Origin of the sequence: Cyclobacterium xiamenense (genome assembly GCF_900109255.1) — a bacterium.
Classification (GTDB): Bacteria; Bacteroidota; Bacteroidia; order Cytophagales; family Cyclobacteriaceae; genus Cyclobacterium; species Cyclobacterium xiamenense.
In genome coordinates this window covers 409,792-435,274 of sequence record NZ_FNZH01000002.1, presented here as the reverse complement: position 1 = coordinate 435,274, position 25,483 = coordinate 409,792, and the positions used below count along the sequence as shown (strand labels likewise).

Genomic DNA, 25,483 nt, shown 5'->3' with positions numbered 1-25,483 from the left:
TTGGATGTTTGAAAAAAACCCTTTCTTCCACATAATCATTTTAAGAATGAGGGGAGATGCTTCGAAATAAGGAGTTTTTTGGTGTTATTTAAAAACAATATAGACTATTCCACGTGACTTACCAATAGGCCATCAACAAATTTATTATTTTGTAATTCATTTTTATAGGTTTGAAATGCAAATATATAGAATTTTTTTTTATTTTATCGATACAAACGGTAAATCTGCGGTAACCAGATCGCTGGATGGTAATAACTACCGACCTGGCGTCGGGTTTCTATAAACAAAAAGTATGCGTAATTTTCGGAATTGGAATACAAAATGTGATGCCCGTTAATTTTGATAACCGATGATAGATTTCCCCTCCAAAGAACGCCTGGCCCATATCGTCTACGAGTCCGATGACCGGGCTTCGAAAAACTTTGATCTGGCCTTGCTGCTCTTGATTTTGATGAGTGTCAGTATTGTGGTACTGGATTCCGTTGAGGAAATTCACGCCAATTATGGATCCCTTTTGTACGCACTGGAATGGTTTTTTACGCTGGTTTTTACCGTGGAATACGTTTTCCGTATTTGGCTTAGCAATAACAAACGCGGATACATTTTTGGGTTCTACGGTTTGGTGGACTTACTGGCGATTTTGCCCACCTACCTAAGTCTATTGCTTTTTCAAACCCAGTACCTGACGGTCATACGCGCCTTGCGGTTTTTGCGGATATTGCGGATACTAAAGTTGCCCAAGTACGTACGTGAGGCCACTCTGCTAAGTACCGCCTTGAAGCACAGCCAGGCAAAAATCAAGGTATTTGTAGGTTCCGTGCTGACCATCGTCCTGATCATGGGCTCGGTCATGTACATTGTGGAGGGACCAGAAAGTGGTTTTACTTCCATTCCGCGCTCCATGTATTGGGCCATCGTCACCTTAACCACCGTGGGATACGGAGACATAGCCCCCATCACCGATCTCGGGCAATTCATCGCCGCCCTGATCATGCTGATGGGCTATGCCATCATCGCAGTCCCCACAGGTATCGTCAGCTCCGAGTTGACCGCAGCAAGGCTGGATGAAAACCGCCAGGCGAAAACCCCGGATGCACCTGGACGGCCCTGTCCGGAATGTGGCGTACAAAGCCATAGCGAGGATGCGCTATTCTGCCGGAAATGTGGTGCAAAACTGGATGCCGCAACCCCCTGATTACACGCTCCTTGTCTCTAAACGGTAAATCCACCGTCGATAACATAGGTGGCTCCGGTAATAAATTTGCTCTGCTCCGAAGCCAGAAACAAGGCCAAATCGGCAATGTCCTCGTTGCTGGCATACCGGCCTAGCGGAATCATCTTGGTGAAATTTTCTTTTACGGATTCGCCCTGTCCCGGAGCGAAGCCATCTTCCAGGGAACGCATCATCCGGTTATCCACCGGAGAAGGGTGGATGGAGTTTACCCGTATATTGCCCGGTGCTCCCTCCAGGGCACCCACCCGCATCAGCCCGATTGTGGCATGTTTGCTGCCCACATAGGCACTGACCTGAGCGGTACCGCGCAAGCCGGCCACCGAGGACGTGATGATGACCGATCCGCCGCCATCTGCCTTCATGATCGGAAAGGCATACTTCATCCCCAGCCATACCCCCTTTACATTTACGCCCATCACCTGATCAAAGGTCTCCTCCGGATAGTCCTCCATGGGCTTGACCACGCCTTCCGTACCCGCATTGAGAAACAACACATCTATCCTGCCATACTTCTCTTTTACCTGCTTCGTGTATTTTTGCACCTCGCCGGCATGGCTTACGTCCGCCCGGATGTACAGCACCTTTTCTCTCCCCAAGCTCTCTTCGGCCAGTTTCAAGTTTTCCTCACTAAAGTCTACGATGGCTACTCCTTTGGCTCCTTCTGCCAAAAATAGCCTGGCAGTGGCCAATCCGATTCCTCCGGCTCCACCGGTAATTAGTGCTACTTTATTCGTTAGTCTCATGATATTTTAATTTGGGTTTACACATAATTCTATTGCTTTACTCACTTAAATTTAAGGCGTTTGCCAGGGAAATATCCCGACCAGGCTCATGCAAAAACATGAGAAAAATCATGGAATGGGTCCGAGTAATTCCTTTAGTGGCACCCAGGAATACCCCCATTCCCGCATAAGGGTGAGGAGCGCTGGTAACCGATGGTAAAATTTATCCGCCCTCCCCGGTCCGGCCCCTATGTGGACCAACAGAATGAAGCCGTTGAAACCGGCTGCTCCGAAAGACTCCCAGTCCCGGATGCTGTCGAAAATCGCTTCGCTGCTCCGAAAATTCGGCATATCCTCCGTTGTGTAGTCGGCGTGGCTAAGGGTGCCCCTCGTGTAGTTAATCAATTGCAAACCCATCTCTTGGGTCCAAAGGGCAATGCTGTCGTTATACCACTCGTAGGGCGGCAGGAAAAAGGGAGCTTCTTCCATCGAAACACCAAACCGCGCTAGTTCTTTGTAATTCGCCATCAAATCTGCCACAAACTGCTCCCGGGTAATCAGCAGGTCGTTGCGGTCGTCCCAACTTGCATATAAAAGGTGTCGGTCCGAGTGTGCCCCCAGGTAGTGGCCATCCGCCTGTAAGGCGCGGATTTGTTCGTTAAAATCAGGATTTCTGTAGAAATCGCCGGTAAAGAAAAAAGAGGCCGGCACCCGCTGTTCCTGCAACGCTTTCCGGATAAATTCGGCCCCTTCTGCGTAGGCATGACCGGTAAACACCAAACTCAGGGACTTTTCCTGCCGATCTCCCCGGGTAATGGCGCCAAATTCGTATTGGTTTTGCGCCTGCACAGTGGGCACAGTTAGCAGCAAAAGCAGCCAACTCATGCCAAAAATCCCGGGAACTCCCAACAATCTTTGCGGGCTGGCCCATCCGTTTGTCATCCGAGCTAATTTTTTCCTCATGCTGGCACCGAATTCGTACTTTCCGCCGGGACAATTCCTGGTTTAGGAACCATTGCCAGGCGCAAAGCTATTCAAAAGTTACTGCTTTTTCCGGGGCAATCCTATTTCGGAACCCAAAAAAAGATCTGGCGGAAGCCGCTCCAAACCGGAACGATTGGCATGCGAATGGATCTGGGCAGATTTCCCTGTTCGGGAGCGAAGCAATGTATCCGTACGTTGTTTGCGTACGAAGACAGGCGGAATACACCCGCTCATGTGGTTTACAAAAAACATTCGTATCTTGGATGCAACTCCTTTTTCTCCCAACGTATGAACCCAGCGCGTATCCTTTCCAATTGCTTGATTCTTTTTTGCCTATCGCTCGTTTTTTCTGGGGCAGCTCAGGCACAGGAGGCCGTCCCCTGGAAGGACGTTTTGAGCCAATCGCCCTCTTGGTACGGTTCCGAAGAGGCGCTACGCATCGCCGAAAATATCCTGCTACACCAGAAGCAGAACGGCGGTTGGTACAAGAATATCGACATGGCGGCACCAATTACCGACACCGAACGGAGCGCCCTGATTGCGGAAAAATCCGAATGCATGGGCACGACGCTGGATAACGGAGCGGGATTCGTACAGATTGACTACCTGGCCCGTGTATACCAGCAAACGGGCGGGGACCGTTGGAAAGAGGCTGCACTAGCCGGCATCGACTACCTACTGGCAGCCCAATACCGCAATGGAGGCTGGCCGCAATATTACCCCTTGCGGGAGGGCTATTACAGCCGCATTACCTTTAACGACAACGCCATGATCGCGGCGATGAATCTGCTCCGTGCAGTGGCTAAAAAAGACCCTTTGTATGCATTTGCCGGGAACCGGAGAAGAAAAAAAGCCAAGCAGGCCATCGATAAGGGACTGGACGTGATCCTGGCCTCGCAAATTCGGGTAAACGGACAACTGACGGCCTGGTGCGCGCAAATTGACGAGGAAGACCTGAGTCCTGCTCAGGCCCGCGCGTACGAACTTCCTTCCACCAGTGGGTCGGAAAGCGTAGGAATCGTTCGCTACCTGATGCAACTGGAGCGTCCGAATGAAGCCGTAATTCAGGCTATCGAAAGCGCCGTGCGCTGGTTTCGGGAAGTTCAACTGGAAAACATTCGCCTGGAACGGGTCGAAAACGCCGATTTGCCGCGAGGTTACGATCGGGTTGTCGTTCCGGACCCGGACGCCGAACCCCTTTGGGCCCGGTTTTACGAAATTGGCACCAACCGCCCCATCTTTGTTGGCAGGGACAGTGTGGTTCGGTATGCCCTGGCCGAGATCGAGCACGAAAGGCGCGTTGGATACAGCTATTTGGGAGCCTATGCACGGGAATTGCTGGCAACGGACTACCCGCAATGGAAGGCGGGGCGCTAACGGCTTTCGGTAATCCCTTCGGTGATTCTTTTAGCCGGTAGTTGGGCCCATCTTGCCCGCCATTGGGCTTCCCAGCGTTTAGTCCAACCAGAAATCCACTGTCCCGTTTTCCGCTTCCTTTCGAGTGAATCGCTCAAAATACCTCCGCTGTACCATTCCCTCTACCGATGACTCCTCAACGAGCAGGTTGCAGCCAATCAACTCATAGGTAGCGCCGGTACTGATAAAATGACGGTCGTATTCGGGAAACACCCCCAAACTCCCCAAGTCAACCAGCGTCTCCCGACTTTCGATCCTCGTAAACCGAAGCCCTCGGGTGCTAGCGTTAAAAGAATAGTCTCCCCAGAACAAGTGATCCTTCGCATTGTAGCGGTAGGCAGGTTTCTTGTCACAAAAATCGGAATTACCCGGATCAATATTCTGAATGGTCAGGGATAGTAAACCGTTCATGGTTCCGTCTGCTTTGAAAGTCAGGTACTCCCTATCCACTGTACTGAAATGTTCGTAGTCCAGGGAGATCCATTCGGACTCTGGAATAAAACTGCTGAGGCAATTTACGGACCTCCCGTCTCGGCAGCAACCATTTAGCGAAAACGTGTAGATTTCTGAGATGCCTGGCGAGGAGTCAAACTCCCCGTTGACAGTGGTCCATTTCCAAACCCAGGTATCATCGGGGCCCGGCGTACAGGAAGGAACCGTATTGGCGTCTGGAATCATTGCCCGTCGCTTGATCCGATCAACGGGCACACCGTCAGTCGTAACCGGCAGAATTTCGATGTCCACGTACGGTGGGAGTTGCTGTTCGCCGCATTGCAGGGACCACTCAAAGGCAAGCGTGGTTTCCGGACAGGACGGGACTTCTGCCAGCCGGCTCTGCCTGCTGGTCAAAAACAGGGAGTCTCTCACGCTGCTTCGGATAAATGTTTCGGGGGTCACAGTAACGTATTCCTCGGAACCGACCACCCAAATCAGCAGGGAAGCGATGTCCTCCTCTCCGCAGTCGGAAGTCCGTAGGTGTATGCGGTCCGTGTGATTGGCATTCAGGTACAGGGTATCCTTGTCGATCTTGAAATCCAGAAGCATCGCGGGTTCCGGGATGGTTCCCCTGGCCAGACGCGCATTGCTGATGCTCAGACAACTTGTGACATCGATGCCAGGTGGCGGTTGCTCCTCTATTTCCTCTTCGGGAATTACCGGATCCGTTCCCTCCGGTACCGACTCGATACAAGCGACTACATGGAATGAAAATGCAACGATTACAGGCAAGAACTTATAGTTAATAAATGATTTTCTGCTCATGGCTTGGTACTATTTTATCCAATCCCTAAATTGATTAAAAGATAGTAGCCACTCAATACCTCAATTGAGGTACGTTCCGAAACACATGGTCAACGATTACAACGATTTAGTTAGAGCTTTTGGCAGGCAGGACTACCTGGTATACCAGAACGACTATTTGGAAATCGTCAAAAAGAATCCCCTGGTAAACGGTTTCTGGACCGCTGGAAAGTGGTTTTCCTTTGTTGCCAATACCCGTACATGGAACCTGGAATACGTGGCCGGCGACAGCCTGGAGGTGAGCGGCTACAGCCACCGGGAAATCATGAACCTAAACCGGGAATTCGTCGCCAATTTTCTTTATTCCGAAGACTACGAGTTTGTCAACAAAGCGATCCAGCAAGCCATGATGTATGTAAACGAACGGCCGATGGACCAGCGGCCCAGCGTATTTATGGTTTTTTACAACCGGTGTAACCGCCGGGACAAACGGGTGTTAACCATCCAAAACCAAAACATCCCCCTGGTATTTGACGAAAAAAACCTGCCTTATGTATTTGCCAATATTATCACGGATATTTCTCATTTGAATCCAACCAATATCCCACAGGCCGTTTTGCTGAATAAAGCCACGGAGGAGCAATTTTACATGGACAGCAAAAACCTACAGCTCAGCCCTTATCGATCCATTTTCTCTACCCGTGAATTGGAAGTCCTTCGATTGCTGATCAAGGGATATTCGAGTAGAAAAATTGCGGCAGCGTTGGATATCCGGTACGAAACAGCCCGTACACACAGAAAAAACATTTTGGCAAAGGCACAACTGAAAAATACCGGAGAGTTGATCCACTTTGTATTGGTGAATAAGATTCTCTAGCGTTATTTCCCAAAGAATCGATTGCTACCTCAGAAACAATGGCTAACGGCGAAGGTGCTTGATCCAAAATAATTAACCGGAACAGGAGTAGTTCGTTTTTTAATGCCCCGATCGTCCTCCAACCGCTTTTTCTGCGATTTGAATCTAACGGGCAGAAACAAAAAAAGCCATGAAACAACGTTTCATAGCTTTAGTCAATTAACAATAAACCCAAAATAACCTGCTGTAGGAGAAGGATTCGAACCTCCACGGGGCGGTTGGGCAAAATACGAGCTCGCTATTTGCTTTATTCCGGACTCCCCACCCCCGAGACAGGAGGGCATGTCTGCCAGTTTCATCACCCTACAGTGTGTGTAATCTTAATTTGCATGAAGATGAAAAGGAAAAAGCGTTGTCGCCTTTTACTCGCCTGCCGAAGGCAGGTTTCATCATCCTACAGTATTCTGTCAAAACTGCTGGCTGTTACGCCAGTCAAGACCGTTTGTCTTTGTTTGATGATTCAAAGGTAATAAATGGATCGATAAAATAAAATTTCAACAACAAATTAAGCTATATTTTACAGTATTTTTATTAAAATAGTGTTTTAATTATACTCTTAATAACTGAGACTAAAAAATCGAACAAGGAATTGACTATTTTTCAACGAAAATGGCAAAAAATGGCTTTGCAAGCCATTAACCCGCTTTTCAGGGCTGGGTTTTGGAGGAGTGGACAAGCAATTGCTGTATTTCCTGCAATTCGGAGGCGCTCAGATCCCGCCATTGGCCGGTAGGCAGGTCCAGGCGAATATTCATGATGCGGATACGCTTCAGCGACACCACCTGGTAGCCCAGGTATTCGCACATGCGGCGGATTTGGCGGTTGAGGCCCTGGGTCAAAATGATCTTGAATCTGTTTTTACCCAGCTGTTGCACCTCACATTTGCGCGTTATGACGCCCAATATGGGCACACCGTTGCTCATCTTCTCGATAAAATCCGGGCGAATGGGCTTGTTTACCCGAACCAGGTATTCCTTTTCGTGGCGGTTGCCGGCACGCAGGATTTTATTGACGATATCCCCGTCGCTTGTCAGCAGAATGAGTCCTTCGCTGGGCTTGTCCAGGCGACCGATGGGAAATATTCGCCGGGGATGGTTGATAAAATCGATGATATTGTCCTTTTCTCCTTCCGTATCGGTGGTGCAAACGATGCCCACCGGTTTGTTCAGGGCGATATAAACGGGTTTTTCCTCCGGCTCCGCGATCAATTTTCCATCCACCCGGACTCGATCTTCCGCACCGATCTTGGTTCCCATCTCCGGAACTTTCCCATTGATGGTGACCCGGCCGGCTTCAATGAGTTTGTCGGCCGCCCGGCGGGAGCAGTAGCCCACTTCGCTCAAATACTTGTTGATCCGTACCCGGTTTTTATCTTCCATTTAGGCCCACATTTCTTCAATCAACTCGGTATAAAACTCCTTCAGCGTTTTGCCGGTTGCCCGAACCTGCTGGGAAATCAGGCTGGTTTCCGTCTGACCGGGCACGGTATTGATTTCGATAAAGAAGAAGTTGGCCGTATCTTTTTCCAAAAAATAATCCATACGGACCGATCCCTTGCAGTTGAGCTTTCGGTACACCTGTTCGGCAATCCGGTTTACCCGGTCCACTTCTCGCTCGTCCATGCGGCCCGGGGTGATCTCTTCGGAGACGCCGGGGCTGTATTTGGCTTCGAAGTCAAAAAACTCTTTGGAGCTAATGATCTCGGTTGCCGGAAGGACCGTCACTTTTCCGTTTGCCCGATAGATACCGATGGAAAACTCCCTGCCCGTGACAAACTCCTCTACCAGTACCTGCCGGTCCTCCTGGAAGGCCTTGCTCAGCGCTTCTTCCAGTTCCTCCGCTTGCTTGACCTTGCTCATGCCAATGCTGCTGCCCCCGTTATTGGGTTTGACAAAATAAGGCAGGCGCAGTTGGGCCAGGACTTCCGTGGCCGTTTCCGGGCCATGAGAAAAAAGCTGTAGGGACCGGGCCAGGTGCAGGTCCTCGATACCGGAAAGAATGGCCTTGGTATAGCCCTTGTTCATGGTGATGGAGGACGTCAGCGCGTCGCAGGTGGTATAGGGGATGCCCAGCATATCGAAATATCCTGCCAGTTTGCCATCCTCCCCCGGTGAGCCGTGGATGATATTGAAAACGCCGTCGAAGCGGATCAGCTCTCCATCTTTTTGAACGGTAAACGCGTTTTTATCCACGGGCCAGTGCTTGCCGTCTTCCGCTTCCAGGTACCAATTTCCGGGGTATATATGGAGCGGATACACCTGATAGCGTTCCCGGTCCAGGTGTTGGGCCACTACTGCGGCACTTTTTTCGGAGACCACCGCCTCCCCCGTATAGCCACCCATAATCAGGGCGATGTGTTTTTTTTCCATGGAGCAGATTTTCTAGCTACGAATTACCGGAATTTTGCTTTAAAAGCGAAAAGTTTATGCACCGGAAAGGTAATTAGTGGGGACTGGAACCTTTTAAATCGAAAAGGTTATTCCGGTTTATTGCGGTAAACGGCAAAACCCTGAATGGATCCTCTGCGAGAAAACAGGAAAACGGCCACCTGTTTGCGAGTATTGGTCGACCATTGCACATGGCTGTTACCATGGCGCTAAAGAAGAAAGATATTTGAACCATATAAGGGCATTGAAGAGCATATAAGGGGGGTGGGAATATACCGCCTCAACCCTGCTTCTTGCTGGAGTGAAAACATTGTAGAGGAAATTCAAGACGTTTCCCCATCTCATATATGTCTCACCGGAATTAAAAAGGTTGAACCATAAAAGAACATAGAAGAACATAGAAGCGAATACAAACAAGCGGGTTGAACCGGTGTTCCGGATGGCCTGGAAACATTGCAGTGGAGGTGTCAAATGCCCGACTTCGCGCCCTAACAAAGCAGTCACTTCCAATTTTTAACGGTGCGAGCCACCCGACGAAGCGAATACTACCCCGGGAAATGCCAAAGCGGGCTGCTGGGGATCGTTTCCCCGCCTCCAAGGATATCCTCGCGTTCTTAACTCCTGAATCGTATCCGCCCCGGCGGACCGAAAGCCGAAACGGGGAGTTAGCAGCTACCATTTCTTGTACGCAAACGTGCTCCCTTCTATTTTATCCTTGGTAGATCGAATTTTAGCTGTAGGTACTGAAGGAGCATCAGCGTCTTTGCATCCCGAATTTCCCCGGTTTTTATCCATTCAAAGGCCCGGTCAAACAACACATCCAGTACCTCAATATACTCCTGCTCTTCTTCCAGTCCCCCGCCCTCGGATAGTTTCATGCTTTCCCGGTAGGGGGCGATAAAAAAATGAAGGAGCTCAGTGACCGAACCCGGTGACATATAGGCCTCAAAAACCTTCTCCACCTGCTCGATCCGGTAGCCGGTTTCCTCCTCGGCTTCCTTGCGAATGGCGGCTTCCGGATCCTCGCGATCCAACAAACCCGCACAAATTTCAATAAGGTAGCCGGAATCATTCCCATTCAGGTAGGTCGGCAGCCGAAACTGCCGGGTGAGAATCACTGTCTTTTTTTCCAGGTTATACAACAATAGCGCCGCGCCATTTCCCCGGTCGTATGCTTCCCGGGTTTGGCTTTCCCAGCTGCCGTCCTCCCGCTGCATCTCATAGCTGACTTTCTCCAGCTTGTACCAATTGGCAGAAAGCAATTCCCGGTGTAGCTTTCTTACCTCCCTAGCCGGCATGGGGAACGTCATCCAGGTCATAAAATACAGGCAAACCTTTCGATCGGGCGATTTCCACGTCCTGATCGGCACCTTTTGAGGCGCCGGGTATCCGGAAGATGGCATCGCACTTTTCGATCAACTGATGGGCTACGGGGTATTGTATCCGCTCCCAATGCCGATCACCGATGCGTTCCGAACCCGCCAGGCGCATCAAGGGCAAGGCGACCCACTCGCCTATCAAGGGCACATGCCCTTTTTCAAACAGGGGTAAGGCCATGGCCTCCAGGTTTTCCATGTTTCTCCCGATCAATTCCGGGTCATCGTTGGTCCCACTTCTGTAGGGACCTGCTATTAAAATGATCATCTCTTTTTTTCTACCAAATTACGCCCGGTTTTTCGCTGGGACCAATAAGGTAGTTTAAGAACGTACAAAAAATGTACTAGGCCGTTTTACTCCGTATGGCACTCAAAAACTCAGGGGTAATGCCCAGGTAGGATGCAATTTGTTTCAAGGGCACCTTTTTGGCTATCTGCGGGTATTTTTTTAAGAAATTCTCGTAACGTACTTTGGCAGGTAAGGAAAGGCTTTCGATCATCCGCAGTTGTTCCCGGCAATAGGCATTTTCCATCAACTTTCGAAAAAACACGTTGAAAACCGGTTTTTCCTGGAATAATCGATCCAACTCTTTTATTGATAGGACCAACACCTGGCTTTCCTCGATGGCTTGGATGGAGATCATCGCCGGCAATCCGTGGATAAAACAATGCATGTCCGTGATCCACCAGTCCTCCACGGCAAACATGATGGTGGATGCTTTTCCGGATTCGCTTACAAAAAACGAACGCAATGCTCCGGACTCAACGAAATAGATAGCCGAACAAAGCGCGCCTTTTTCAAGAAGAATTTCACGCTTCTTCACGCGCTTTGTCGAAACCAGGCTTAAAACCAAATCCGCTTCCCCCGAAGTCAGCTTAACGCGCTTTTCAATATGTTCAATTAATCCACCCATGATCTCTCGCTTTCATTGTGGACCCTCGTATTCGTTTGATTTCGAAATCCGGATCATTTCCCCCAAATATAACACCAAGATACGGGTTCATCTATGGGATATCGCCGGTAATGGCCTGTATTTTGGTTGGCGTTCAAATCCCTCAGGCTATCTGAATATCCATCTCGTTTGGCCATTGCAAATGGCCGGTTGACTATTGCTTTTCCAAAGGATATTGTCGTAGATACCAGGGATGAAATCTCCAATTTCACCCAGCGAGGACCAAAAAGGATTGAACCATAGAAGGCCATAGAAGCGGATACAAACAAGTAGGCTAAACCAATTTTTTGGACAGAGCGTAAAAACCGGGTAAGTTATTGAAGCTATTTCGGCATCCCTTATATGCCTTATAGGATTTAAAAAAACGGCCAAGCAAAAAGTTGGAACCATAGAAGTACATATACTACGTAATCGGCAGGACTCGCGTATTGAGCGAGCGCTGTACCGGATGGTTCGAGCCAACTTATCCCGAATTCATTGGCATCGCCAACAATACGAATTCAACGCTGAATGACAAACATACCGCCTTCCCGAAAAATTCGTTTACCTGCGACACCCTTTGGCGTAGGCAAGGGCTACTTTTGACGGAACCTCAAAACTATCGGTTATGACCAAAGCAACTGCCACCGCAATCATCCCGCCTGAGAAACCCGGGATCGACAACACCTCGAATAAAATCAACCTGGGGGATTTATTCGCCCCGAGAGGCAGGTACCTCAATGAACTGACCTTATTTGTCGCCCACTTTAATGCCATACCCAACCTGATCAGCGAAATAGCAATCGACTGCAAGCGGGCCAATCGCTGGTTTGAAAAACAGTACCCTTCCGAAATCAAAAAGAAATACTTTATCAAGCGGTATTTTGACGGGAGCAAAAAGGCGAAGTACGACGACATCTTTTACATCCTGTACGAAGACCTGCTCGTCAATTTCGATACCAATTGCTCCACCGTACGGTTTCTCTTTGCAGAAACGGAACTTCCACGGGTAGAAGCGGTAGCTCGGGCGATCAAACGATTCAAAAAACGAACCCGGCGGCAGGCCTTCATTTACCTGCTCATGCGCTCTTCCGCCGGCTTTGAAACCAAAGCCCTGGAACTCAACCGACCCAAGCTGCGTATCGAAGACCATTACAACGATGACTTTATCGACGTTCATCGGCGGATTCTCAACCGGCTGCAACAACCAAAAGACAAGGGATTGGTGCTGTTGCACGGGAAGCCGGGAACCGGAAAAACCTCCTATATTCGCCACCTGGCAGCCTCCCTCCGAAAAAAGGTGATTTTTCTTCCGCCCAGCCTGACCAACGCCCTGACCAATCCGGATTTGATTTCCGTTTTGACCGATAATCCGGATTCCGTATTCGTCATTGAAGACGCCGAAAACATCATCGTGGACCGGGAGACAGCTGGGAATTCGCCGGTTTCCACCCTGCTCAACATCACGGACGGCTTGCTGTCCGATTGCCTTACCATCCAACTTATCTGCTCGTTCAACACCGACCTGTCCCGCGTGGACCGGGCTTTGCTGCGAAAGGGGCGGTTGATTGCCAGCTACGAATTCAAGGAACTGGAGACCGCCAAGGCCCGGCAACTTTCCGCAACGTTGGGCTTTGAAACGCAAATACATTCACCCATGACCCTAACGGCCGTTTACAATCAGGAAGAACCGGAATTTTGCCGGGAAAGAAAAACCCAGGCAATTGGGTTTGGATCAAAAAAAGGATACTAAATTCGGTAACGAGAACCCCTATAATGACCCGTCCCTACCCCCAAGCCGCCACGATTGTGGAGTAGGGCAGTAAACAAATTCCTGTGCCATGTCCAAGAAAGGCTACCTATACCGATACCTGCTCCTGATCAAAAAGCTAAAAATGAATCCCTATTCCTCCTTCGAGGAGCTTCAGCGGTACATCGATCAGCAATGTACCTACCTGCTGCTGCAAGACGATCGGCTGAGCATGGGGTTTTCCAAACGCACGCTTCAGCGGGATATACGGGAAATTCGAATGCTTTTTGGACTGGACATCGCCTATTCGCACGCCCAAAGGGGGTACCATATCTGCGAAAGCAGCGCAGAAAACCGAAACTTTCAGCGCATGATGGAAGCCTTCGATGTCTTCAATTCCCTCAACCTGGCACAGGACCTGGCTCCCTACCTTCACCTGGAGCAAAGAAGCGCCCAAGGTACCGAACACCTGTATAGCCTGCTCCACGCAATTAAAAACCGGCGATGCATTACCTTTGACTACCGGAAATTTTGGGACGAAACGCTCAGTCAGCGACACCTGGAGCCCTATGCATTGAAGGAATTTAAAAGCCGCTGGTACCTACTGGGAAAGGATATCCGGGACGGTCGCATCAAACGTTTCGGACTGGACCGATTAACGCGCCTGAAAATTTCGGAAAACCGATTTGTGTATCCGGAAGATTACAACGTGCAACAAAGCCAACGGTACTGCTTTGGCATCATGGGAGCAACCGGGGACCAGCCGCAGGAGGTGGTCTTGTCCTTTGTGCCCTTCCAGGGAAACTATATCAAAACCTTGCCGCTGCATCCCAGCCAGGAGATTCTGGTGGACACCAGCGACGAACTACGCATCAAGTTGACCGTGTACCCCACGCAGGATTTGCTCATGGAACTGCTATCCTACGGGCCGCGCCTGAAAGTGCTGGCTCCCGAGGAGCTGGTAGCGCAGGTAAAACAGGCACATCAGGAGGCATTTAATAGGTATGGAATTTGATTATGCGATGGTTTGATGGTAAGTGGGATAAAGAGATAACCTACTATTATACCCCGATGGCCATTGCAAATGACCTATGTTTTCCAAACGGTATTTTCGTAGATAGTAGGGAGAAATTGCAAATTTCACCCAGCAGGGTATGAGGACAGGATGGTTTGGTGATGGGGTGTGATTTACAAGCGGACCAATTAAACCGCCAACCGGTTATACAATTCACCCGAACACCGTACCTTTGCACCAAACAGAACCCATTGTGGACCTATTTGCTTTTTTTGATACGATTTATCCCATCAGCGCCAAAGCCAAAGAGGCCTTGAAACAGCTGATTCGGGAGCAGCGTCATGCGAAAAATGAGATCGTACAGGGAATCGGCAGCAGATGCCGGACGGTCTACCTCGTAAAAACGGGAGGCGCCCGGATTTTCTATTACAAAGACGGCAACGACATCACCGAACACTTTGCCTTTGAAAACGAGCTCATCGTCAGGGCCGAAAGCTTGTTTACCGGCAATCCCACGTCAAAAGGCATACAGGCCATCGACGATACCACGCTGCTTGCCATTGATTCGGAAAAGCTCTTTCAGCTTTATGACCAACACCACGATTTGGAACGGTTGTTTCGGCTCATTTTTGAACGGGAATACGTGCATACCGTCAAACGCCTGGAAAGCTTGCAGTTTAAATCGGCGCGGGAACGGTACCTCGAACTGCTGGAGACCACCGATTTTGTTCAAAAAATACCCTTGAAGTACATCGCTTCCTACCTGGGAATCACGCAGGTTTCCCTCAGCCGCATCCGCTCCAGCCTGGGGTAATTTTTTACCATTTGTAAAATGTTTTATCCCAGGCCCACCGGACCTTTGTAGGAACAAAACGGCAAAGAATAACCGCCCTACCTTACGGCTGGGCCTGAAACAAATTTGGAAACAGTTTATCTCAATGACTTTGTGGGCGGAATGATCTGCGTGGTACAAACGACCATTCCCAAATTTGACGAACCGGAGTGTGGGATCGCTTCAAAAACAGTGGAAACCGCCTTCGAAAACAACCCATTTATTTTATTTGATCCACAAGCCGATCGTTGGCGGGGGCTTGTTGGCATTGGTTTTTTCCTTCCAACATTTGGCCAATGAAACCGGTGGCAGCATTCCTTTCATCTATCCCGGCTCCTGGGTTTGATCCTCCTATAAAAAGTACCCTACTTTTTTTGGATTGTATTTGTCGGGGTTGCTGGTAGGATTATTTGATAGTGCTATGGTAGCATGCATTCGTTAGCTCATGAGTTATTCCGGTAAGCGGTTAACGTATTTACTCAGCCTGCTGGCCAACAATTTAACCCCTTAACGGCAACACCTCTTTCCAACTACAGCACAGTTACCCGGTAATTGCCGGCGTTACATGAGTATCGAAACGATTGTACTAAGCGTTAACAGATTCTAATCCCTTCGTATCTCCACATCCGTAAACAAAAACGGGTTGTCACTTACGCGCAGCTCCTTACCGCTTTCCGTGGTCACGTTTTTGAGGAGGACCTCTTTTGTACGAACGTGAGGGTAGGTTTCCTCGTAGGAATCATCGGTCATTGCCGGATTAAAATTGGCGAAAATGGCTGGCCCCTTGTAATCTTCCGGGTGGTTGGAATCCCGGATATGTAGGTTTTCGATAACGATGCGTTCCGGCATGTAGGTGGTATAGCCAAAATTGTGCTTCCCGGAATTGGATCCGCCGATCAGGTTGGCACTGACCTCAGCCCCGCCAGCCGGGATAAATACACAATCCCGAATAATAAACTCGCCTTCCCAGGTGCTGCCGTAGTCGGAGCGCAGGTTGATCAGCGTTCGGCCGTTGAGGGTGGAATTTTCCACCAGAAAGGTACCCGTGCCGATGGCATTGATGCCCATGTGACCCAGGGTGGAATGTCGGACCGTGGCATTGGCCACACCCATGTGGGCATCGAAGCGGGAAAAGACGCAGTGGTCCAGGATCAGGTTCTTGCAAAAATTGGAGCCCATAATGCCCCAGTAGGTACGGTCATTGATGTCGTTGGTCTGGCTGCAATGCTCAAACGACACGTTGATGGAACGACTCAGCGAAATATCGTAGCTGCCCATGGATACGGGGACACCAGCCGATCCGATGGTCCGGTAGGTTTTGTGTCCGGTAAGGACCGTGTTGCGCACCGTCACATCGGAACAGTCGCGGAAATTGAGGAAACCGCCGTAGGGCGCGCCCTGCTCTCCTTCTCCGGTAACCCGATGCTCCAGGCCATCCAATACCACGTTGGAACGCCGGATGGCGATGCCTCGGCTGTAATAGGTGTATTTTGACTCAGCCCGATTGGCAATGGTGGTAAATCGCCCTCCCCTAATGGTCAAAGGTATCTCGTCCATGGGTAGCGCGGTGATCTCGGTGATTTGATCGAAATCCCAGATGATCGGTGCATTCGGATCCACGTTCCCATCCTTATCTACAATAAAAATATCCGTCTGCGGAGAGCCATCGTTTTGATTGGGTCCGTACCGGATATACCGTCGCACATTCGCATCGGTGACCGTCACCAGGCAGGGACCGGGAAAAGGAACATCCAGTTTCTTCTGATTTCTTTTGAGCGAGGTAATCCCTTCCAGGTCGAAGGGCCGAAGCGTGGAGCTCACCAGAAACACGTGTTGGGTTCGATCTTCTACGTTGGTATCGTCAATGATAAACTCGGCGGTTCCAAAATCGGTATTGGTTTGGATTTCTGCAATGCGCACTTTGCCACTGATGTAATACTGGGCACCCGCGTCGGCTTTTACGGAAAGTCCTTGCTGATTGGCCACCGCGTGCGTCGCAGCAATCGCGTCGATGTCATCCGATTTGCCATCTCCTACGGCACCCAAATCGCTGTACCGAACCAGTCCCTGCGTAGTAAACCGGCGTAGGTCTTCCGGGGAAACGTTTACGAGCAAGGATCCTTCATCGCCAATGCGTACCTGGGTTGGGCCTGACACGCTGCTGATCTTTACAGATTCGCGGGCAGGATCTTCTTGTGCGCTTACAGACAACGCACTGGCAAGAAGCGTGCAAAAAAGAAATAAAACGGGATGTTTCATGGGGCATGGGTTTATCAGTGCAATCAATTGGAAGAAGGGGAAAAGGTCGAACCGTCGGCCTTCCCCGTATGTTTCGGAAAAACTACCTATTTTCGCGCATAAAGCCAAAGCAATTTCAACCAGCGGACAAAATCCATCCCCTCTGCTCTAGCAAAAAGCTGTGGGTCGGGGCGGATCCGATTTTTCCCGGCGATTAGTAGCTATTCCGAACTCCTCGGTTCACTCCCTCTCATGCCGTACACGGGCCATCCGGGTAAACAAAGGGCCGGTATCTTTTTAAATACCGACCCTCATTCAGGTGATTTTCGCAACTCGTTACGAAGCGATTATACCCTTTCCAGTTTTACCGGATAGGTCTTTTGAGAAGCCCATTGGGGCACGTAGATGTTCTCATCTCGGTCCACACACACGTCGTGGGGATGCATAAACCCCTGAAAGCTCATGTCTTTGCGCTGCTCCTGAAGGTTACCGTTTACGTATTCCGGAGCAGTACCTCCCGGAGTGGAAACCACCCGGTCTTGGTTGTCCAAAACGGTAATGTAACCCGAGTTGGGGTACGCCTGCGTGGTGCTGCGGTATACAGCCGCATAGATATTGTCCCCACGCAACACGGGCCTGCATACAAAAGAGCCCGGGGTGGGAATGGTCTTGATGTATTGGCCATCCAGGGTAAACCGCTTGTACTGCATGTGCCCCCGGTCGGTGATCAGCAAGGTCGGGTTGTTTTTATCCCGGGTATCGACCAGGATGCCATGGCAGCAGTTAAAGGTCTCGTCGGTATCACCGGAACCGCCAAATTGCCGAATCAGTTTACCTTTGGCATCGTACTGGGTGATGTAATTTTTTCCGTATCCATCCACCACATAGATGTCACCATTGGTCGGATTGATAGCGGTCTCTGTGGGGACAAACTGTCGGGGGTACGCGTAGTTACCGGTTTCTCGGGGATAGTCCAGCACCATGATTTCCTTTCCCTTCAAATCGGTTTTAATGACTTGATTACGGGTATTGTCGGCAATGTACAAAAACTCCTCGCCTCCCTCATCACTGATGGTTAAGCCATGGGCACCGGGATAGGTGGTCCCCCAGGTTTCCAGCAATTTGCCCGATTTGTCATAGATAATGACATTGTTTTTGGTTTCATTGGTCAACAGGATCAGCCGTCCCTTTGCATCCTCCACCATCTCGTGGCAGTCATTCACCGGGTTTTTAGAAGGATCCAGCTTTCCCCATCCTTCGATGACGCGGTAGCGGTGGCTGCCGTGTCCCAAAATGGTTTCTTTTTTCATGGCGTGGGTTTTATGAGAAATGACATTGGGAATCAAGGCACCGGCTGCGACGGCAAGGCCTGTTTTTCGGATAAACTCCCTTCTCGGGTTTACGATTTCTTTCATGGTGTATGGTGTATTTTTTTAAGCCAATAGATCCATTTCCGCTACTCCCTCTCCATCCGGAGTGGTATAAAATGGGCGTTTTTCGATTTCATAATTGGTTTCGGGATGGATTCCCAGTGCGTGATAAATGGTCTGATGCAATTCCGCAATTTTAATGGGTTTTTCGATGCTCTTACACGGGCGCTCGTCCGCCGTCTTTCCATACACATGCCCCCGCTTGACGCCTCCCCCAAACATCAGGATGGAACAACCGTCGGTAAAGTGTCGGTGCATGCCGTAATTTTTCATGTCTTCAATGATATCCGGTACTTCTACCTGATCTTTCACTTTTGCGCCGGGCCTCCCTTCAGTCAGCATGTCCCGGCTAAATTCACTGGCCACGATGATCATGGTCCGGTCCAGTCGCCCACTTTCGTCCAGGTCTTTTACCAGCTGTGCGATCGGCGCATCGATGAGCTTTTTCATGTCTACCAATCGCGTATGCCCGTTTTCATGGGTATCCCAGCCGAAGAAAGGCTCGTATTCGGAGGTAACGCTGATAAACCGCGCCCCTTGTTCCGTCAGCCTTTTGGCCATCAAACAACCCAGACCGAATTTACCGGTGTTGTATATATCGTATTTTTCTTTGGGCTCCTGGCTGAGATCAAAGGCTTTGGCCTCTGGAGAATTCAGCAGCCTATAGGCCTGCTCCATGGATCGCTTCAGGGATTCCTTCTGGTAATCGCTGCCAAATTCACCCATGGCGCTTTCCTGCACCAGCCGTTCGTATAGCTGGTTCCTTGCTTCAAAGCGCTTGGTGGACATACCCACTGGGGGGCGAACGCTTTCCAGCCCGGAAGTCGGGTCGGGAATCAAAAAGGGCCCGTACTCGCTTCCCAAAAAGCCGGCACTGTGAAAGGCCTTTAGCTCTTCTCCTTCACCCACCGTAAACCGCTGGCCGATGTTAATAAACGGTGGAATCACCGGATTCACCGGCCCCAATTCCTTGGCCATCCAGGAACCCATATGGGGTACGGCCACCGATTGTGGCGGCTCGTAGCAGGTATGCCAATGGTATTGATGGCGGGTATGCAAAATGTGTCCCAAATCTGCCGCCACGTAGGATCGAATAAGCGTCCCCCGGTCGATAACCTGTGCGATATTTTCCAGTCCCTCAGAAAATTGAATGCCATCCAGTGCCGTAGGAATGGCGGGGAAGGTACTCAATACTTCTTTCGATTCCATTCCCTTGCGGAAAGGGGTATATCGTTTTGGGTCAAAGGTTTCGGTATGGGCCATCCCTCCGGCCATGTATAACAGAATCACGGTATCTGCCGTACTTTTGATTGTTTCCTTTGAACTACACGATCCCAAAAAACCAGACAGGGGCGCACCTGCCGCCATTGCCGCCAGCGTGGCAGCACTCGTCTTCTTCAGAAAATCCCTTCTTCTCCAGTTATAATTCATTGCAAATGCGTTTTAATCAGTAAATTAATTGAAATTCAGGAAGCAACAAAACAGCCCAGAATAAATCCTGTACGGCTTCCGGTGAGGGGTCCTCTCCCAGCACCTCCATTGCCACATTGAACTCATTTTGATGGGGATCTCTTCCGAGCAATTTCCGGTAAGTCTCGTGAATGATGATATCGCCGTCATTGTATTTCTCCGTCCATTTTCGCGCGCCTTCTTCCAGCGCTTGGTTCAATGTGGTGCCGTTGGTTAGCTCCAATGCCTGCAAGAGGCTGGCCTGACTGTCCCGGCTGGTTGAGACCACCTCCCGGTTGGGTCTACCCAGCGCCTTGAGAAACTCGTTGTTGGCAACCAGGGAAGCCCGGGCAAATGGCATGGGCGCCTGCTCGGCTACCGCAAGTTCATTGGGCTTGTATTTCAAGGCCTCTTTGTCAAAAACCGGATGAATGTATTGGCTAACACCGTCGGAAAACTGTTCCGCCGTAAGCCTTCTACGTACCACGCCTTCAAACACAAAGTCGTCTTCTACCAACATCAAGGGATCTTCCACCCCTACTGAAGGTTGCTGATAGGCTTTAGAGGTGGCTATTTTGTATATCAATTCCTTGAGATCGTAACCCGAGTCTTCAAAATCAGAGGCCAGCCAATCCAGCAAATCCTGGCTCCAGGGTAGGTTATCCATTTCGTCTGCCGGCTCCACCAGCCCTCTTCCCATAAGTTGTTTCCAAATGCGGTTGACAATGGTCCGATACATACGCCCATTGGCCGGCTGTACCAGATAGGTTGCCAGTTGTTCCAGCTTTTCCGATCGATTGGCGGTGCTGTCGATTTCTCCGAGCTCCTCCCACAGGATCTTGGTACTTGCTTTTTTCCCAATAGGCGTCTCGCAGCGACTCACCTCCAGCGTGGTATCGGCGAAGATATTGGCAAAAGCGTAGGCCTCTTCCAGTTTCCAGTCACTGATAAAGCTGTCGTGGCAGGAGGCACATTTTAGATTTAAGCCCAGAATTACCTGTCCCACATTTTGGGCGGCCTGCATCTCGGTCACCTGACTGGCGTTTACGTCTCCCCTCCAGCGTATGCCCTCAATAAATCCCTTGGATTCTTCCGTGGGATTGAGCAATTGTTTGACAAATTGATCGTAGGGCTTGTTATCGCGCAGGGAGGTATACAGCCAATCCGTAATCGCAAACCTACCTTTGGTGATGTAGCCCGTGCCGGTGTAGTCGTTTCGCAATGCGTCGTTCCAGAAGGTCATCCAATGGGTGGCATAGTCATCCGTTCGATTCAGCAGGGTTTCCACCCACGCCGCACGTTTGTCGGGTCGGGTATCTTTTTGAAACGCCTCGTACGCTTCCGGACTTGGAAGTAAACCAATGATGTCCAGGTAAATTCGCCGCAAATAGGTCTTGTCATCTACCGGTTCTTTCCAGGAAATGGATTGGGTTTCAAAGTATTCATCCACCCAAATATCAATGGGCTGCGAAAGTCCTTTCCGCGCCGCGGGTAGGTTGGGCCGACGGGGCGCCAATTCGGCTACCCGGAATTCACTGACTTCATTGGCAGCATCCGGCCAGGGCGCTCCCTTGTCCACCCACAAGGATATCAACGCAATTTCGTCCGGGGACAACAGTTTTCCTTTCGAAGGCATGGCCTCTTTGTGATCTTTGGGCAATTTTATGCGCCGCACCAATTCACTTCTACCCGATTCACCGGGAACGATTGCGGGACCGGATTCACCGCCGGCAAAAACATATTCCTTCTCGTCCAACCGCAGCTCTCCTTTTATTTTTGCCTCCCCGTGGCATTTGTAGCAATTGTGCGCGAACACTGCCCGTACTTTCCCGACCAATTCCACTTGTTTTTGTTCGCTTAGTGCTTCCGTTCCTTCGTACGCCGCCAGGTTCGCTGAAATGGCTTCCCCGGTGTATTCGTATTCCGCTTCATTCCAGGGAAGCGTACTGCTCAGGTAATCTTCCCCATGGGTAAGGGACGCGCCGAAATGGCCTGCCAGGGATACCCCCAGCGCAGAAAAAAACAGCAGGGAACGAAAGGCTTTCACCGCAGCCGGATTGGTACCACCATCCGTCTTCCGAAGAAAATAAAGCAAGCCCAAACCTAATACCGCAGTCGCTACCCCTGTCCATTGATGAATATCGACGGTACTTCCTCCGTAATCCTCCACGGTCGCCAATAACCAGCCCAACACGGCTGCAACCAGCGCGCCGGCCACGCCGGCCCAAACCAACAGGTCGATGCCGGGCCGTAGTTTATGGGCATAATTTCGTAAGGTAGACAGTTCGAGCAATGCTGCGAAAAGCAAAAGGCTCACCGGAAAATGAACAGCTAGCGGATGGAGCCTACCTAAAAACCGCCATAGCCAAAAGGTTTCCCCCGCATTTTGCAAGGCAGCAGCCATCAGGCCCGCCGGAAAAGCCAGGACCAACAGGCCAAGCATTCCTGCGAAAACAACTCCTTTGTTTCTATTTTTACGTGTCATAATCATTCGTGCATCGTTCTTGTGCGTCAAGCACCGCGTGTATCAGTAGCCTCCGGATAATCAGTTTGTTGCCCCGTCGTTTCGGCGCAAAAAGTGTGCATTCGCTTCTGGCATTATTTTCAGAACGCACCTACTTTACAAGTCTATATAAATCAGTTGGGAATACTACCCTGTACTATCCTGCTTTTTTATGAAAAAATACGGAAATTGGATCGGAAACCCAAATAGTTTTTTATGAACAGCACCGGACAGTACAGGATTGGGTTTTGAAAATGATCCGATAAATTACTACTTTTAGACAGCTGATTCCATGGCCAAACCAAATAGAAAAAATGAGAAAACGCATGCTCCTGTTTATTTTCCCTGTCGCCGCAGGTCTCTTTTTCTGGACCTGGCACGGAGAGGAGCAGGTTAGTTACAACCGGGACATCCGGCCCATCATCAACCAGAAATGCATCTCCTGCCACGGAGGCGTGAAGCAATCCGGTGGGTTTTCATTGCTCTTTGAATCCGAAGCGAAAATGCCCACCGAATCGGGAAAACCGGCAATTATACCCGGTAAGGCTCATGCGTCCGAAATGGTCAGTCGACTCGTTCACAAGGATCCGGAAATGCGCATGCCCCTGGGGAAGGATCCACTGTCCCCGTCCGAAATTGACCTGATAAAAAAATGGATCAATCAAGGGGCCAACTGGGAAAAACACTGGGCCTATATTGCCCCGGATAAAAACATTCCCCTTCCTACCGTTTCGCCCGATCTTCATCCTACCAATGGCATCGACCATTTTGTCTTTGGTAAATTGGCCGAAATGGATCTGGCTCCCAATCCCCCCGCCTCCAAAGAGATCCTGCTCCGCCGATTGGCCCTGGACATCACGGGCATTCCTCCCTCGCTGGAAGACTATGCCTCCTTTCAGGCGGACCGTTCCCCCGATGCCTACGAAAAGGCTGTTGACCGGCTGCTGGATTCGCCACATTTTGGAGAAAAATGGGCCGCTTTCTGGATGGACCTGGCGCGATACGCCGATTCAAAAGGCTACGAAAAAGACCTGCACCGGGAAATTTGGAAATACCGGGACTGGTTGATAGAAGCCTTCAACCAGGACATGCCTTTCGATAAATTCACCATCGCACAGCTTGCCGGTGACCTGCTGCCCAACCCCACCGAACGGGACCTGCTGGCCACGGCCTTTCACCGAAACACCATGGCCAACGATGAGGGGGGCACCAACGACGAGGAATTTCGCGTCGCTGCGGTCATGGAGCGGGTAGGCACCACCTTTGAGGTATGGCAGGGCACCACCATGGCCTGCGTGCAGTGCCACAGCCATCCCTACGATCCGATCCGACACGAAGATTTTTACAAGTCCCTGGCGTTTTTTAACAATACCCGCGATAAGGACCTTTACAACGAACAACCCAAGGTTTTTACCTACGAACCCGAAGACCGGGAGAAGGTGGGGCAGCTGCTGAAGTGGATAAACGAGCGACTCGATCCCGATGATCGTCTGCCGGAAATTTCCGAACAGTTTCTGCACCGGCAAAAGGAAGACCTGTTGTACAACCTGGGCTTACGACGGGTAGAGGCTGAAGAATTTCAGGACAAAAGCCGCTTTATCGAATTGGTCGGCCACGACCAGGCCTCCATCTGGCAGGTTCAGGACAGTTCCTGGATCATGTTTGAGCAGGTGGATTTGTCAAATGTCTCCAGCATCTCGCTCGGATATGCCTCCCTCACCGGAGCAAAAGTAGAGATCCGGCTGGATTCCATCTTGGGTAAAAAGATCGGGGAAGGCACGTTTGGTGTGACCGGCAGCGGCTTTCCTGCCAACCGGCCAGAGCAATGGAAAACCCTGACGGTGCCCATTCAGCATGTGGACGGAAAGCGAGACCTGTACTACTATTTTAAAAAGGACCGCATTTTTGCCCAGGACCTGGTGCGGGTGGATTGGCTGTATTACCAGGAAAAATCGCCCCGAAAGGACCGCTATCCCAGAGAGCTACAGAAAAAACTGAACGCCCTGCAAAATGTAAAGCCAATTGAAACCCCCATACTTCGCGAATTACCGGAAAACCAGGCCCGAAAAACGAACGTCTTTGAACGCGGAGACTGGAGAACCAAAGGGGCCGAGGTGCGAGCCGGTATTCCCGAAATCATGGGTACCCTCTCTGAAGCCAACCCAAACCGAATGGACTTGGCAACCTGGCTGGTCGGCGATGAAAATCCGCTGACCGCCCGGGTCATGGTCAATCGAATCTGGGAACAACTTTTCGGATTTGGGCTGGTAGAAAGTCTGGAAGACTTCGGAAGCCAGGGCATCCCACCCACCCATCCCGAACTGCTGGACTGGCTCGCTGTCACCTTTCGGGATGAGCTGAATTGGTCGGTAAAATCCCTGATCAAAACAATCGTCCTGTCCACCACCTATCGGCAGCAGTCGACGGTAAGCGATGAAAAGCTAAAAAAAGACCCCTATAACCATTACCTGTCCAGGGGATCCCGAACCCGACTCCCCGCCGAAACCATCCGCGACCAGGCGCTTGCCATCAGTGGATTACTGAATCCTGCCCTCAAGGGACCCAGTGTCATGCCTTACCAACCCGAACACATCATCAGTTTTGGAGGAAAATTCTGGAACAAAAGCGAGGGAGATGCTGCCTATCGGCGCGCCGTGTATACCTACTGGAAACGCACCCATCCGTATCCGTCCATGGTCACCTTCGATAATCCCAGCCGGGAAGTGTGTACCTCCCGCAGGATCCGTACGAATACCCCGCTGCAGTCCCTGGTGCTTTTAAACGACCCGGTTTTCCTGGAAGCAGCCACCGCCTGGGCCGAAAGAATATTGGAGGAGTACGAAACGGACGTCAAAACGGGGATTGAGAAAAACCTGCAATTGATCACGGCGCAGGAACCCGACGAGAAAAAAGTTGCGGTATTGCACCGGCTATACGAAGAGTCGCTGGCCTATTACCAGGAGGAAGGCGCACACCTGGATGAAGATCCAAAACTGGCCGCCATGCGGCTGGTCAGTAATGCCATGTTCAATTTGGATGAATTTGTAACCAGAAGATAGA

Annotated in this window: 19 protein-coding genes; 7 read left to right on the top strand and 12 right to left on the bottom strand. The window is 50.5% G+C overall.

What is annotated here, in order from left to right; all coding sequences use genetic code 11:
• Window positions 1-349: 349 nt before the first annotated feature.
• Window positions 350-1,195, top strand: a complete 846-nt coding sequence (locus BMW71_RS06625) for an ion transporter (protein WP_092171188.1) — start codon at window positions 350-352, stop codon at window positions 1,193-1,195.
• Window positions 1,196-1,212: 17 nt separating this feature from the next.
• On the opposite strand, the gene BMW71_RS06620 is transcribed toward BMW71_RS06625, so the two are convergent.
• Window positions 1,213-1,977 (bottom strand): SDR family NAD(P)-dependent oxidoreductase, encoded by a 765-nt coding sequence (locus BMW71_RS06620; protein WP_092171186.1) that lies wholly within the window; start codon window positions 1,975-1,977, stop codon window positions 1,213-1,215.
• Between the two features lie 108 nt (window positions 1,978-2,085).
• Window positions 2,086-2,919: a polysaccharide deacetylase family protein gene (locus tag BMW71_RS06615; RefSeq protein ID WP_244891103.1), complete on the bottom strand. Its 834-nt coding sequence runs from the start codon at window positions 2,917-2,919 to the stop codon at window positions 2,086-2,088.
• A 309-nt stretch (window positions 2,920-3,228) separates the two neighbouring features.
• Here BMW71_RS06615 and pelA point away from each other — a divergent pair, with 309 nt between their 5' ends.
• Window positions 3,229-4,317 carry a pectate lyase gene (gene pelA, locus BMW71_RS06605; RefSeq protein WP_092171180.1) on the top strand — a complete coding sequence of 363 codons (1,089 nt, stop codon included), beginning with the start codon at window positions 3,229-3,231 and terminating at the stop codon, window positions 4,315-4,317.
• A gap of 78 nt (window positions 4,318-4,395) precedes the next feature.
• Here pelA and BMW71_RS06600 read toward each other — a convergent pair whose 3' ends face one another.
• The gene (locus tag BMW71_RS06600; RefSeq protein WP_092171178.1) at window positions 4,396-5,616 is read right to left on the bottom strand and encodes a hypothetical protein; all 1,221 of its coding nucleotides are present in this window, start codon (window positions 5,614-5,616) and stop codon (window positions 4,396-4,398) included.
• An 85-nt stretch (window positions 5,617-5,701) separates the two neighbouring features.
• On the opposite strand from BMW71_RS06600, the gene BMW71_RS06595 reads away from it, so the two are divergent.
• A complete protein-coding gene (locus BMW71_RS06595) occupies window positions 5,702-6,472 on the top strand; it encodes a response regulator transcription factor (RefSeq protein WP_092171175.1) in 771 nt (256 codons plus the stop codon).
• Between the two features lie 686 nt (window positions 6,473-7,158).
• Here the strand turns inward: BMW71_RS06595 and rluF are convergent.
• The 5 genes from rluF to BMW71_RS06570 form a co-directional block, all read right to left on the bottom strand.
• On the bottom strand, window positions 7,159-7,890 hold the full coding sequence (rluF, locus tag BMW71_RS06590; protein WP_092171173.1) for a 23S rRNA pseudouridine(2604) synthase RluF: 732 nt from the start codon (window positions 7,888-7,890) through the stop codon (window positions 7,159-7,161).
• Entirely contained in the window at window positions 7,891-8,880 is a 990-nt protein-coding gene (locus BMW71_RS06585) for a D-alanine--D-alanine ligase (RefSeq protein WP_092171170.1), read from the bottom strand.
• 722 nt (window positions 8,881-9,602) lie between these two features.
• Window positions 9,603-10,217, bottom strand: coding sequence for a GDP-mannose pyrophosphatase NudK (nudK, locus tag BMW71_RS06580; RefSeq protein WP_244891102.1), 615 nt, complete (start codon window positions 10,215-10,217; stop codon window positions 9,603-9,605).
• Entirely contained in the window at window positions 10,186-10,542 is a 357-nt protein-coding gene (locus BMW71_RS06575) for a TIR domain-containing protein (RefSeq protein ID WP_092171165.1), read from the bottom strand. The genes nudK and BMW71_RS06575 overlap by 32 nt, the downstream gene beginning before the upstream one ends.
• 76 nt (window positions 10,543-10,618) lie before the next feature.
• On the bottom strand, window positions 10,619-11,188 hold the full coding sequence (locus BMW71_RS06570) for a Crp/Fnr family transcriptional regulator (protein WP_092171162.1): 570 nt from the start codon (window positions 11,186-11,188) through the stop codon (window positions 10,619-10,621).
• 646 nt (window positions 11,189-11,834) lie between these two features.
• Here BMW71_RS06570 and BMW71_RS06560 point away from each other — a divergent pair.
• The 3 genes from BMW71_RS06560 to BMW71_RS06550 all read left to right on the top strand — a co-directional run bounded on the left by BMW71_RS06560 (window position 11,835) and on the right by BMW71_RS06550 (window position 14,785).
• Window positions 11,835-12,959: an AAA family ATPase gene (locus BMW71_RS06560; protein ID WP_092171157.1), complete on the top strand. Its 1,125-nt coding sequence runs from the start codon at window positions 11,835-11,837 to the stop codon at window positions 12,957-12,959.
• 88 nt (window positions 12,960-13,047) lie between these two features.
• Complete coding sequence (locus BMW71_RS06555) at window positions 13,048-13,971, top strand: helix-turn-helix transcriptional regulator (protein WP_092171154.1); 924 nt, start codon at window positions 13,048-13,050, stop codon at window positions 13,969-13,971.
• Between the two features lie 232 nt (window positions 13,972-14,203).
• On the top strand, window positions 14,204-14,785 hold the full coding sequence (locus BMW71_RS06550) for a Crp/Fnr family transcriptional regulator (RefSeq protein WP_244891101.1): 582 nt from the start codon (window positions 14,204-14,206) through the stop codon (window positions 14,783-14,785).
• A gap of 621 nt (window positions 14,786-15,406) precedes the next feature.
• Here the strand turns inward: BMW71_RS06550 and BMW71_RS06545 are convergent.
• From BMW71_RS06545 to BMW71_RS06525, 4 genes are all read right to left on the bottom strand, one after another.
• Complete coding sequence (locus BMW71_RS06545) at window positions 15,407-17,062, bottom strand: hypothetical protein (RefSeq protein WP_092171152.1); 1,656 nt, start codon at window positions 17,060-17,062, stop codon at window positions 15,407-15,409.
• Between the two features lie 326 nt (window positions 17,063-17,388).
• The gene (locus tag BMW71_RS06535; RefSeq protein WP_092171146.1) at window positions 17,389-18,456 is read right to left on the bottom strand and encodes an NHL repeat-containing protein; all 1,068 of its coding nucleotides are present in this window, start codon (window positions 18,454-18,456) and stop codon (window positions 17,389-17,391) included.
• An 18-nt stretch (window positions 18,457-18,474) separates the two neighbouring features.
• Entirely contained in the window at window positions 18,475-19,902 is a 1,428-nt protein-coding gene (locus tag BMW71_RS06530) for a DUF1501 domain-containing protein (protein ID WP_092171143.1), read from the bottom strand.
• A 16-nt stretch (window positions 19,903-19,918) separates the two neighbouring features.
• Entirely contained in the window at window positions 19,919-22,324 is a 2,406-nt protein-coding gene (locus BMW71_RS06525; protein WP_177179606.1) for a DUF1549 domain-containing protein, read from the bottom strand.
• 413 nt (window positions 22,325-22,737) lie between these two features.
• Here BMW71_RS06525 and BMW71_RS06520 point away from each other — a divergent pair, with 413 nt between their 5' ends.
• Window positions 22,738-25,482: a DUF1553 domain-containing protein gene (locus BMW71_RS06520; RefSeq protein ID WP_092171140.1), complete on the top strand. Its 2,745-nt coding sequence runs from the start codon at window positions 22,738-22,740 to the stop codon at window positions 25,480-25,482.
• Window position 25,483 lies beyond the last annotated feature (1 nt).

Coding starts and splice junctions, on each gene's coding strand:
- BMW71_RS06535 (WP_092171146.1), bottom strand. CDS start 18,456: ATGAAAGAAATCGTAAACCCGAGAAGGGAGTTTATCCGAAAAACAGGC.
- BMW71_RS06620 (WP_092171186.1), bottom strand. CDS start 1,977: ATGAGACTAACGAATAAAGTAGCACTAATTACCGGTGGAGCCGGAGGA.
- BMW71_RS06525 (WP_177179606.1), bottom strand. CDS start 22,324: ATGGCTGCTGCCTTGCAAAATGCGGGGGAAACCTTTTGGCTATGGCGG.
- BMW71_RS06585 (WP_092171170.1), bottom strand. CDS start 8,880: ATGGAAAAAAAACACATCGCCCTGATTATGGGTGGCTATACGGGGGAG.
- BMW71_RS06545 (WP_092171152.1), bottom strand. CDS start 17,062: ATGAAACATCCCGTTTTATTTCTTTTTTGCACGCTTCTTGCCAGTGCG.
- BMW71_RS06570 (WP_092171162.1), bottom strand. CDS start 11,188: ATGGGTGGATTAATTGAACATATTGAAAAGCGCGTTAAGCTGACTTCG.
- pelA (WP_092171180.1), top strand. CDS start 3,229: ATGAACCCAGCGCGTATCCTTTCCAATTGCTTGATTCTTTTTTGCCTA.
- BMW71_RS06560 (WP_092171157.1), top strand. CDS start 11,835: ATGACCAAAGCAACTGCCACCGCAATCATCCCGCCTGAGAAACCCGGG.
- BMW71_RS06600 (WP_092171178.1), bottom strand. CDS start 5,616: ATGAGCAGAAAATCATTTATTAACTATAAGTTCTTGCCTGTAATCGTT.
- nudK (WP_244891102.1), bottom strand. CDS start 10,217: ATGACCTGGATGACGTTCCCCATGCCGGCTAGGGAGGTAAGAAAGCTA.
- BMW71_RS06530 (WP_092171143.1), bottom strand. CDS start 19,902: ATGAATTATAACTGGAGAAGAAGGGATTTTCTGAAGAAGACGAGTGCT.
- BMW71_RS06520 (WP_092171140.1), top strand. CDS start 22,738: ATGAGAAAACGCATGCTCCTGTTTATTTTCCCTGTCGCCGCAGGTCTC.
- BMW71_RS06595 (WP_092171175.1), top strand. CDS start 5,702: ATGGTCAACGATTACAACGATTTAGTTAGAGCTTTTGGCAGGCAGGAC.
- rluF (WP_092171173.1), bottom strand. CDS start 7,890: ATGGAAGATAAAAACCGGGTACGGATCAACAAGTATTTGAGCGAAGTG.
- BMW71_RS06615 (WP_244891103.1), bottom strand. CDS start 2,919: ATGAGGAAAAAATTAGCTCGGATGACAAACGGATGGGCCAGCCCGCAA.
- BMW71_RS06625 (WP_092171188.1), top strand. CDS start 350: ATGATAGATTTCCCCTCCAAAGAACGCCTGGCCCATATCGTCTACGAG.
- BMW71_RS06555 (WP_092171154.1), top strand. CDS start 13,048: ATGTCCAAGAAAGGCTACCTATACCGATACCTGCTCCTGATCAAAAAG.
- BMW71_RS06575 (WP_092171165.1), bottom strand. CDS start 10,542: ATGATCATTTTAATAGCAGGTCCCTACAGAAGTGGGACCAACGATGAC.